This is a genomic window from Amycolatopsis sp. NPDC023774 (assembly GCF_040639695.1).
In the GTDB taxonomy this organism is placed as follows: domain Bacteria; phylum Actinomycetota; class Actinomycetes; order Mycobacteriales; family Pseudonocardiaceae; genus Amycolatopsis.
Genome location: NZ_JBFAAJ010000014.1, coordinates 175,630 through 184,699 on the forward strand (window position 1 = coordinate 175,630; position 9,070 = coordinate 184,699).

The window sequence follows — 9,070 nt, forward strand, 5'->3', positions numbered from 1 at the left end:
CTCAGCGCGGCAGCTGCCCCACGTGGTCGACGATCCCGTAGCCGACCACGGCGCGCTGTGTGGTGCCGAGGTAGGTGTAGGTCTTCGCGTCGAAGACCAGGGTCACGCCGTGACCGGGCCAAGTGACGCCGACACCCGGCTGGCCCGCCGCGTCGGTCACGTGGTCCACGGCCTGCAGGCCGGGCATCTGCGCGGCTGCTTCGAACAGCGCGACCTTCGCGCGCGGCGGCAGGTAGGTCTCGCCGGCGAGCAGCTGCACGTCCTTGCCCATGGCGTTTGCGTCGCCGGCGTCGCCGCTGCCGTTCTTGTTCAGGTAGCTGAACATGACGTCGGTGGTCGTCGGCAGATCGGTGCGGTAGGCCGGTGTCACCACGCACGGCTCTTCGGTGCCGTTCACGGCGGGGTTGTTGGCACCCTGGACCCGGTACCTGCCGTCGAGACGCACGCCGGCAGGGTGAGCGTCTGGCCGTCCTGTTTGACGTAACCGTCGTGCTTGCCGTCGGCGGAGATCCAGGCCTCGCGGTCGCCGTTCGCGTACTGCGTCTTGACGTAGACGAACTGGTCGGGCCGTGGCGGGGTGTCGGGCAGCTTCAGGGCCTTGGCCGCGGCGCCGTGCAACACCCGCGCGGGGTCGGCCACGGCCCGCGGAGGCGTCAGCGGCCCGTCCCCCGTGGGCGCGAACGAGACGACGGCGGTGACGGCCGCCGCGAGCCCCCAGCGTCGCGGCACCGGCCTGCCACCGGCGTTTCCCGATCTTTCGGTGGGCTTCGTTCGCGACGGCCGCGAGCAGGCGGGCACAGGGGGCACCCAGCTCGGCCAGGGCGGGCAGCGGGACGTCCGCCGCGCGGTCGCGGACCGGCTGCAGCTCATCCATGGGACAGGACCTCCTTTTCGCCGGGGTGTTCGGCGCCACCGAGAGCGGCGCGCAACTGGCGGCGGGCGCGGTTGAGCCGGGACCGCACGGTCCCCACCGGGATCCCCAGTGCCTGGGCCACCTCCTCGGCGGCGACGAGCACGACGTCGCGGTCCCTGGGAGACAGCGCCGCCAGCGCGGCGCGGCGCCGAGTTCCGGCCCGCGCGCCCGGGCACTGACCTGCGCCGCCACCCGGTCGGCGTGCCCGTCGACCGCGCCCTGCGGACCGACGGCGCGCAGCAGGCGGTACTGGCGCACCTCGTCGCGGCGGTGGCGGCTCACGATGTTGGTCGCGATGCCGTAGAGCCACGGCAGTGCGTCCGGCCGGGTGCCGTCGTAGTGGGCCCGCTTGCCGAACGCGACCAGGAACGTGTCCGCCAGCGCGTCGTCGGCCACGTCCCGGCCCAGCCGCCGCGCGAGATAGCGGTGGATGTGTGGTGCGTGCCGGTCGAAGATGGCGGCGAACAGCTCGGGCTCGGCCACGGACCGGCGATCACCCCGCGTCGTCCATCGATCACCCCTTCTCGGATGCACTGTCACGGGTTATCCGCAGAAGCCGCCACTCGAGTTTATTCGGTCGGCTGAACGCATTTTTCGAACGCGAATGATGTCCACGTGCGCGCTTGACGTGAGGTGGTCTGGACCATGACACTGATGCACAGCGCTCACCGGTGACCGAGATCGACGACGACCTCCCTTCCCCTCACCGAGGAGAGCCATGTCCTTTCGGGCCCGAAAACTCGCGTCGCTGATCGCGGCGATCCCTGTCGCGTTGGGACTGCTGACCGCACCGGCTTCCGCCGCTCCCGCGACGTTCACCCACCCGGGCGTGCTCGTGAGCCGTCCGCAGCTGGATTTCGTGCGCGCCAAGGTGAGCGCCGGCGCGCAGCCGTGGAAGAGCGCGTTCGACCAGATGATGGGCAGCAAGTACGCCTCGCTCACGCGCACGGCGAAACCCCGCGCCGTGGTGGAGTGCGGCTCATACTCCAACCCGAACAACGGCTGCACCGACGAACGCGAAGACGCCATCGCCGCCTACACCGACGCGCTGGCCTGGTACCTCACGCAGGACGCGCGCTACGCCCAGAAAGCCATCGCGCTCATGGACGCGTGGTCCGCGACGATCACCAGCCACACCGAAAGCAACGCGCCCTTGCAGACGGGCTGGGCCGGCGCGTCGTGGTCGCGGGCCGCGGAGCTCGTCAAGGCGACCTATCCGAGCTGGCCCAACTCCGGCCGCTTCGCGACGATGCTGCGCAACGTCTACCTGCCGAAGCTTCTGGCCGGCTCCAACAGCAACGGCAACTGGGAGCTCGTCATGACGGAGGCCGCCATCGGCATCTCCGTCTTCCTCGACGACAAGTCCAGCTACGACTCCGCCATGACCCGCTACCGCAACCGTGTCGCGGCCTATGTGTATCTGTCCACGGACGGCACCCTCCCCCGCACCGTGCCCGACAGCGGATTGTCGACTCGCGACCAGATCGTCAACTACTGGCAGAAGCAAAGCACCTTCACCACCGGCCTCACCCAGGAAACCTGCCGCGACTTCGTCCACACCGGCTACGGCATCGCCTCCATCGCCGACGTCGCCGAGACTTCGCGCATTCAGGGCCAGGACCTGTACTCCACGGACGTCGGCGAACGCCTCCGCCAGGCCCTCGGCTTCCAAGCCAAGTACGAACTCGGCGCGGCCGTCCCCTCGACCCTCTGCGGCGGCACCCTGAACCTCGGCCTGGGCCCGGTGACAGAGGTGGGCTACAACGCGCTGCACGGCCGCCTCGGCATCGCCATGACCAACACGCAAGCCTTGACGGAACGCCAGCGCCCGGCGGGGACGAACAACTTGTTCGTCGCCTGGCAGACGTTGACTCACGCTGACAACCCGAACTGAGGTTGACCGGTCGTCGCCCCGAGGCTCGTTACTGGGCCTCGGGCACATCCTGCGTGGCCGGGGTCCTCGGCGGCCGCCCTGCGCTGTTGCGCGCTTCGCTTGCCCCCAGCCTGTCCCGCGTTGGCTCAGGCGGGGCGTCGATGGTGCCCGGTGTCGATGATGCAGAAGCGGTTACCGTCCGGATCGGCGAGCACGACGAAGTCGGCGTCGTCTGGGTACAGGTCCCAGTCGACGATCTGGGCGCCCAGGGACACCAGCCGTTCGACCTCGGCGGCCTGGTGGGCCGCGTCCCCGGCGTACAGGTCCAGGTGGATCCGCGGATGCGCCTGCAGCGGCGTCTCCGTGAGGCCGAGCGACAGGTGGGTCCCGGTCCCTTCCGTCGGGACCAGTACCACCCAATCCTCTTCGATCTCTTCTCGCGGGACGTCTCCCAGGGCCTCCGTCCAGAACGCGGCCGCACGTGGCACATCCGAAACACCCAGCACAACAGATCCGACTCTCAGCATGTGTCGATTCTTTCGGATAGCGGCGAGTCGACCACCCCAACGACCGCCCCAACGCCGAGGCAAGAGCGCGGCAGGCGACCTACAGGTCCATCACCGGTTCACGCCTACGTGCCGTGTAGCCAACGCCGCCAGGCATGCGATCACCACGCAGGGCGCGGAATTGTGCGGAACTATCCTCGGGAGCCGTCGCGATTCGCCAGGGCCACGACGATCAAGGACACGGCGAACGCTGTGCACACCCACAGCGCTGGTGAGTGTTGCCCTCTCGGGTGGGCGACAGTTGGATCGGTCTCCGGCTGCAAGATCACATTTGACAGTGGGCAGTAATCAATAAAAAGGCGCCGGGCGGCCGGTGGCACTCTGTCTGTGCCAGCCGGCCTCATTTCTTGACGACGTCTGCGATCTTCGCGGCGGCCTCGGCGGCGGTGAGGTGCGTGGTGTCAACGACTTCGGCCTCGGCGTGCAACCACGTCCGGGCTGCCTCGGCGTAGGGCTGCAGATACCGGAGCCGGAACGGGGACGGGATGGCGTGCTCGCTTTCGATGCGCCCGCGGAGCGTCTCCTGGTCGGCGTGCAGGACGAAGTGCCGCACCGGAATGGCGCGTTGAGCGAGGCCGGTGCTGATCTCGCGCCAGTACTGCTCGACCAGGACGGTCATGGGGATCACCAGCGTGCCACCGGTGTAGTCCAGGACGCGAGCGGCGGTCTCGACGACCAGTGGCCGCCACGGCGGCCAGTGCTGGAAGTTGTCCGTCTCGGGCAGCCCCGGCCTGATGTCCATGAGCATCACGCCGACCTGCTCGGCGTCGAACACCCGCGAATCAGGCAACAGCGGTTGCAAGAGAGCACTGGTCGTCGTCTTGCCCGCGCCATGGGTACCGTTCAACCAAACGATCACGGGACGACACACTAGTTTGCCGGCTGGGAAATCGAGTGGAGATCAACGACATCCCTGGAAGGCTGGGGGTATGGGGTCTCCCGACGATCAAGAACTGACCACCACCGCTCAGGACGCCGACTCCCCAGACTGGTCCGTCCGCGCATCGGCCGGTCGGCGGCTCGCGGCATCGGACAAGATCGACGGGATGGCGGACGTCCTCCACTGTCTCCTTTTGGACCCCCGAGACTCCGCAGTCACACAGGAGACCGCCGAGGCCCTGCTCGCACGCAAGGACACCGCCGGGCTGCGCTGCGTGCTGCTGGCTAGCAGCGGAGCTGTCGAGTTCTGGACCAGAGATGAGCTGGTGGCCGGCTCTGGACTGCAACTCCGAATGGATGACGACCGAAGGCGCGGACCGGCTGATTCAGCAGCTGCACGAGCTCGCCGCCGATGACGACGACGGGGTCCGCAACGAGGCCCGGAGGATCCTGTCGCAGCTACGGCCACGCAAGGAATGGGCACGGGATCCGGACGACGACCGGTTCTGATCCGACACGCAGCCAAGTCCTCATCGGCGATCCGTTTCTGGCGGGGCTGGGCCGTCCACCCACTCGCCTTGGGTGAATCGAGCGCCACCGCACGCAGGTTCTGCCGTTCACACCGGTAACTTGAGGCGCGCGGTCAACGCGCAAGATCGTCCACCGACGCACACTGCCCCGCGCACGGGGGTCGGGTACGACGGCGCCATCGCCGTGTGGCGCCAATGAAACTTCGTGTGACCAGGCATCAAGTCCGGTTCGGCTCCAGGCACTACCGGGCGTCCAACCATGACCCATTTCCCTGCACTCGGCCACCCGGTGACTGACGGTCCACGCGGGGGCTTCAGGGATCTTGTCGAGGTCGGCAGGCGGCGTCAGCTGGGAACCGGAAAGCCGGCCAGCTGTAGCGCCCTCCGAAGGGTGGGGTACCCGTAGCGCTTGTCATCGTCACCGAGGGGGCACTCCATCAGACCTGCGAAAGCGGCCCCTGACCAGACGCAACCCCGCTAGTGGCAGTTCGCGTGTCGTCCGGCGGCGCGCGAAGCCGACCGGCAAAGTACGTATGTGCGCGGTCTACGGTGAACCAAGAAGGCGATGGTCCACGAACACGCGCCCGGGGGGGGCGGCGGTCAGGTTTGTGGGGCGGGTGTCCGCTGCGGGCGCGCCACGAACAGTTGGCCGCGCGCGAGTGCGACCACCGTGCGGACGGCGATGCCGCCGACCAGCAAGGTAATCACCGCGAGTACCAGCCAGGACCACACGTCCTGCCAGGCCGGGCGGGTCGCGGCGATCCAATCCAGCATCGCAGTCGCTACTGCCGCCCAGGCGAACGTGAAGGACCAGAAGCCGATCGAGAACGACAGTTTTCTGAACGCTGGCAGCAGCCGCAGCTGGGCGAGCACCATCAGTGCGCCGTAGCCGGCGAGGAACTGCGCGACGAAGTCGATCGACCCGTCGCCGAGTTCGAACCACGCGAGGCTCGCGACGGGTGCGGGGGCGACCTCGATGGCAAGGGTGGGCAGCAGGGCAGCGGGCAGAGCTGGCCGGAAGAACAGGCGACCGAGGATCATCGAGCCGAGGATCACCCAGCAGACGACGCCGTAGCCGAACAGCACCCGGCCGAGCCCCTCCTGTCCGACTTGCGCTGCGCTCGCGGACGCGACCAGGCCACCGGCGACGGTAGGCAGGAAGTAACCGGGGTGAAGCTGGTCGAAGGAATACTCCCCGTAGATCAGCTGGCCGGTGAACCAGCAGCCGTGCAAAAAGACAAGACCGATCAGAACGTCGGTAAGCACCTTGCCGGTGGTGTGCATGTGCGGCTCCACGCCTCGCGCGGCCAGCACCATCGGAGTAATCACCGCGAGCGACAGGAATGGTGCGAGCACCGGGTGGGTCAGGTCGGAGCGCAGCATTCCGCTGTGGCTCAGCGCGTGGACGCCATACGCCAGCAGCACCGTCACCCACACGAGCGCGGTCAGGACTAGTAGGACGTCGCCGATCCAGCGTGGAGCGAGACCGGCGTCGGCGGCGGCGCGCCAGGTGCCCGCCAGCCCGGCCAGGCCGAATCCCATGCCGAATGCGTTGGGGACGATGCGGGGCAAAGGGGTCTCCTCGTCGAGCTGGGGCGGCCTCGCCACCGGAAGGTCGACAGAAGGTGTCAACGGGCTTGGTGCCGGGGACCTGGCGGAACAAACATGCGATCTCCTGCGCGACGGCGGTTCGCGTGGCCTTCGTGGGGCCGGCCGGATCATCATTGTAAAGTCCTGGACGGCGTCGCGGTACTGCTCCGTGATCGCGTCATACCGACCACCCATAGCGCACGGCGTAGCACGCGACTTGCCTCCGCGCACCAGCTCCTCGTCACACGTCCAGGCACCCACCCACCGACGCGGCCAGCGCCATTCGGAACGCCGCCAGCAGCATGCGAGAATCGGCGGCGAGCTCGAAATGTGCAGGTCAGGCTATTAACGGGCCGCGCACAGTATGTTCAACGCTTCCATCTCCGGCACTGGGCTGCCTCGACCGGAAAGGCTCCTCCATCGCGCAGACTCAGTCGCGCTGAAGCGCCCTGGCGCTACGCCTGCTCTCAGGCAGGCACGGTCTATGCCCGGTCCACGCAACAAGTGCTTCAGTCAACGCGCAGGTCAGGGGCCATTTCCGAGCCGGATTCAAAATGGGCCCGTCAACGTGCGACAAGGGGCGGAAGCGGACCCCGCTTGTGCTGGCCTAGTCGAGCCCGATGCGGGCGGCGGCCACCGAAGCGTAGCGTCCAATAGCGGCGCGGGGCGGTGGTGGCGACCCGAACACAGGTCTAGGCAGTGTGGCCTAATTGGCTGGTCCACAACTGGTCCACACTGACACGCACGCGTAGATCAACTGCACAAGTTCGCACGGTCAGCAAAAGGGCCCGTGAGCAGGGAATTTGTTGCTCACGGGCCCTTCAGCCTGTCCGGTCGGGCTGACAGGATTCGAACCTGCGACCCCTTGACCCCCAGTCAAGTGCGCTACCAAACTGCGCCACAGCCCGGACCCGTGCTCCTCGGAGGTGCTCCGTGAAGCGCGATGTGAGTACTGTAGCGGGTCGCCATCGGGGGGTTGCAGGGAGGCCTGCATTTATGCCTTGGCCTGTGGAAACCCCGGCAACAGAGGGTGACGTCCCGAGCAGGCAGGTGGCCGTAGGTGTTGGGCATCGCCGACGCGTCTGCCGGATGGCCTTCGCCTCCGCGCCGGTACTGATCGCCAGGGGGGCGGCCGCATCGAGCCGGGGTTCGCGTGCGGCGCCCACGCCGCGGCGGACGGCCGCAATGGGGCCGGCGGGGAGGAAGAACGCCTCCGAGCGCTGGACGGGAGACCGAAGGAGGTGTCATGAAGCGGCCAATACGATCAAGCGCAGCTTCTCCAGGAAGGCAGATCGAGTTGACCACTGCGAACGTCATCCGGCTTGACCAGCTGGCTGCGGCGACCGAGAGGCTTTTCGAGCATGTCAGGGAGGTCCACGGAGAAACCGTGGACGTGGCTGCCGACTACTTCTGGGCCGTCCCGCCCGACGCGCTCTACGACGTCGGCCAGAAGCCCCAAGAGCTCACCATCGGTCAGTTGTCGGAGTGCGAACAGCATGTTCGGCAGCTGCTGGAGGGCGAGCGACCTCCCCTGGCCTACCACCTGGTGTGGCTGAGCGACCTGCTGCGCGCCGTGGGGTACACGGTGGCTGGGTGAACAAACCGCGTCGTCGCTCGAAGGGGGAGGTCAGGGCCCCTGCCTAACGATCACGGGGTGGCCAGTGGACCAGTCGAGCGCGCGACTTCTGCGCGAAACGTGCGAGTTCATCCTCGGCCGTGGTGTGGTCGATGTGTCGTTGAGTGAGCTCGCGCGTGGCATCGGCTCCCACAACCGGATGTTGCTGTACCACTTCGGGTCGCTCGATGCGTTGCTCGCTGCCGCGGTGGACGGGATTCTCCGCGGAACCACGCTGCTCGATCGGCTTGGCGAGCTGCTCCCCGCCAAGGGGACGCCGGCCGAGCGGGTCGCCGCGGCCTGGCGGCACAGTGCGAACCCCGGGGCGGCGGCCGCATCTGCAGCTGTTCTTCTCGACCATGACATCGCGCGGCGTGCCCACTCCCCCGCCCGCTCGACCCGAGGCACAGCCCAAGCATGAACGCTCTCGCGGCTGCGCAAGTCACCGCGCGCGCCGGCTCCTGAACTCCGCCGGCCAACTGCGTACCTGACTGTCGCCGTGCAGGTAATCGCCATCGGGCCCGTGACGCAGATCGATTCCGTAGAGCAGATCCAACGCCCACAGGCTCAGCGCATCCCACAAGAGACTGTCATCCGTCAGCCACCGACCAGCCCACCGGTCGACCGGTCGCGGCTCATCCGCCCGTCGAGAAGCGCGGTGAAATGTGCCTCGATCTCGGCCAAGTCCGGCGGACTGCCAGCGCTCACGTAACGACCGTACGCGCCTCGAATCACCTGACAGCAGCACCCGACCACCGGCTCCGCGTCAGCTCCCCGCCCGAGGTCCACGACCAGTGGTCCCGCCGCCGGACGGCTACTCCCGCATGAGCATCGCCTCGGCCTCACGCGCCTGGTCGACGTAGGGGTCGCCGCTGACGTCGATCACGACCCGTTTGATGGTGCCGCCGGTGAACCGGTGGGGACGTTCTCCGCGGTAGTCGTCGGTGACGGCGGCCCCGCTGTCGCGGCCGACGCACAGACCCTCTCCCGCGAGCTCGAACGCGCCGGGCTGTGTCTTGATGCGACCCTCGCCGACCTTGCGGTCGCCGTGGTAGAGCGACAACACGCCGGTCGCGACACCGGGCGATTCCTCGCCCTCCTTGT

The 9,070-nt window shown here is 68.0% G+C and carries 10 protein-coding genes, 1 tRNA gene and 2 pseudogenes; 4 read left to right on the forward strand and 9 right to left on the reverse strand.

All coding sequences use genetic code 11. The annotated features are described in order from the left end of the window. Position 1: 1 nt before the first annotated feature. The 4 genes and pseudogenes from AB0F91_RS27095 to AB0F91_RS27110 form a co-directional block, all read right to left on the reverse strand. A complete protein-coding gene (locus AB0F91_RS27095) occupies positions 2 to 397 on the reverse strand; it encodes a hypothetical protein (RefSeq protein WP_360601773.1) in 396 nt (131 codons plus the stop codon). Further along, positions 394 to 729, reverse strand: a complete 336-nt coding sequence (locus tag AB0F91_RS27100; protein WP_360601775.1) for a hypothetical protein — start codon at positions 727 to 729, stop codon at positions 394 to 396. The genes AB0F91_RS27095 and AB0F91_RS27100 overlap by 4 nt, the downstream gene beginning before the upstream one ends. Positions 730 to 866: 137 nt before the next feature. Beyond that, on the reverse strand, positions 867 to 1,016 hold the full coding sequence (locus AB0F91_RS27105; protein WP_360601771.1) for a sigma factor-like helix-turn-helix DNA-binding protein: 150 nt from the start codon (positions 1,014 to 1,016) through the stop codon (positions 867 to 869). Between the two features lie 209 nt (positions 1,017 to 1,225). Beyond that, positions 1,226 to 1,453: pseudogene (locus AB0F91_RS27110) on the reverse strand (RNA polymerase subunit sigma-70); the annotation flags it as partial. 178 nt (positions 1,454 to 1,631) lie between these two features. Here AB0F91_RS27110 and AB0F91_RS27115 point away from each other — a divergent pair. After that, a complete protein-coding gene (locus AB0F91_RS27115) occupies positions 1,632 to 2,807 on the forward strand; it encodes an alginate lyase family protein (protein ID WP_360601749.1) in 1,176 nt (391 codons plus the stop codon). A 125-nt stretch (positions 2,808 to 2,932) separates the two neighbouring features. Here the strand turns inward: AB0F91_RS27115 and AB0F91_RS27120 are convergent, their stop codons facing one another. Further along, positions 2,933 to 3,313 carry a VOC family protein gene (locus tag AB0F91_RS27120; protein ID WP_360601751.1) on the reverse strand — a complete coding sequence of 127 codons (381 nt, stop codon included), beginning with the start codon at positions 3,311 to 3,313 and terminating at the stop codon, positions 2,933 to 2,935. A 379-nt stretch (positions 3,314 to 3,692) separates the two neighbouring features. Further along, positions 3,693 to 4,211 (reverse strand): ATP-binding protein, encoded by a 519-nt coding sequence (locus AB0F91_RS27125; protein WP_360601753.1) that lies wholly within the window; start codon positions 4,209 to 4,211, stop codon positions 3,693 to 3,695. Between the two features lie 338 nt (positions 4,212 to 4,549). Between AB0F91_RS27125 and AB0F91_RS27130 the strand changes: the two genes are divergently transcribed. Continuing rightward, positions 4,550 to 4,741, forward strand: a complete 192-nt coding sequence (locus AB0F91_RS27130) for a hypothetical protein (RefSeq protein ID WP_360601755.1) — start codon at positions 4,550 to 4,552, stop codon at positions 4,739 to 4,741. 620 nt (positions 4,742 to 5,361) lie between these two features. Here the strand turns inward: AB0F91_RS27130 and AB0F91_RS27135 are convergent. Both AB0F91_RS27135 and AB0F91_RS27140 read right to left on the reverse strand, forming a co-directional pair. Further along, a complete protein-coding gene (locus AB0F91_RS27135; RefSeq protein ID WP_360601757.1) occupies positions 5,362 to 6,333 on the reverse strand; it encodes a hypothetical protein in 972 nt (323 codons plus the stop codon). A gap of 852 nt (positions 6,334 to 7,185) precedes the next feature. Continuing rightward, positions 7,186 to 7,259 (reverse strand) — tRNA-Pro (locus AB0F91_RS27140). A gap of 479 nt (positions 7,260 to 7,738) precedes the next feature. Here AB0F91_RS27140 and AB0F91_RS27145 point away from each other — a divergent pair. Together AB0F91_RS27145 and AB0F91_RS27150 are read left to right on the forward strand one after the other, a co-directional pair. After that, positions 7,739 to 7,948 carry a hypothetical protein gene (locus tag AB0F91_RS27145; RefSeq protein WP_360601759.1) on the forward strand — a complete coding sequence of 70 codons (210 nt, stop codon included), beginning with the start codon at positions 7,739 to 7,741 and terminating at the stop codon, positions 7,946 to 7,948. A gap of 64 nt (positions 7,949 to 8,012) precedes the next feature. Further along, positions 8,013 to 8,387, forward strand: coding sequence for a hypothetical protein (locus AB0F91_RS27150; RefSeq protein WP_360601761.1), 375 nt, complete (start codon positions 8,013 to 8,015; stop codon positions 8,385 to 8,387). A gap of 393 nt (positions 8,388 to 8,780) precedes the next feature. Here the strand turns inward: AB0F91_RS27150 and AB0F91_RS27155 are convergent. Further along, positions 8,781 to 9,070, reverse strand: a pseudogene (locus AB0F91_RS27155) (arylsulfatase); the annotation flags it as partial.

What these genes read in the sequence shown, in the direction of transcription:
- AB0F91_RS27130 (WP_360601755.1), top strand. Translation starts at nt 4,550, where the DNA reads ATGAGCTGGTGGCCGGCTCTGGACTGCAACTCCGAATGGATGACGACC.
- AB0F91_RS27115 (WP_360601749.1), top strand. Translation starts at nt 1,632, where the DNA reads ATGTCCTTTCGGGCCCGAAAACTCGCGTCGCTGATCGCGGCGATCCCT.
- AB0F91_RS27120 (WP_360601751.1), bottom strand. Translation starts at nt 3,313, where the DNA reads ATGCTGAGAGTCGGATCTGTTGTGCTGGGTGTTTCGGATGTGCCACGT.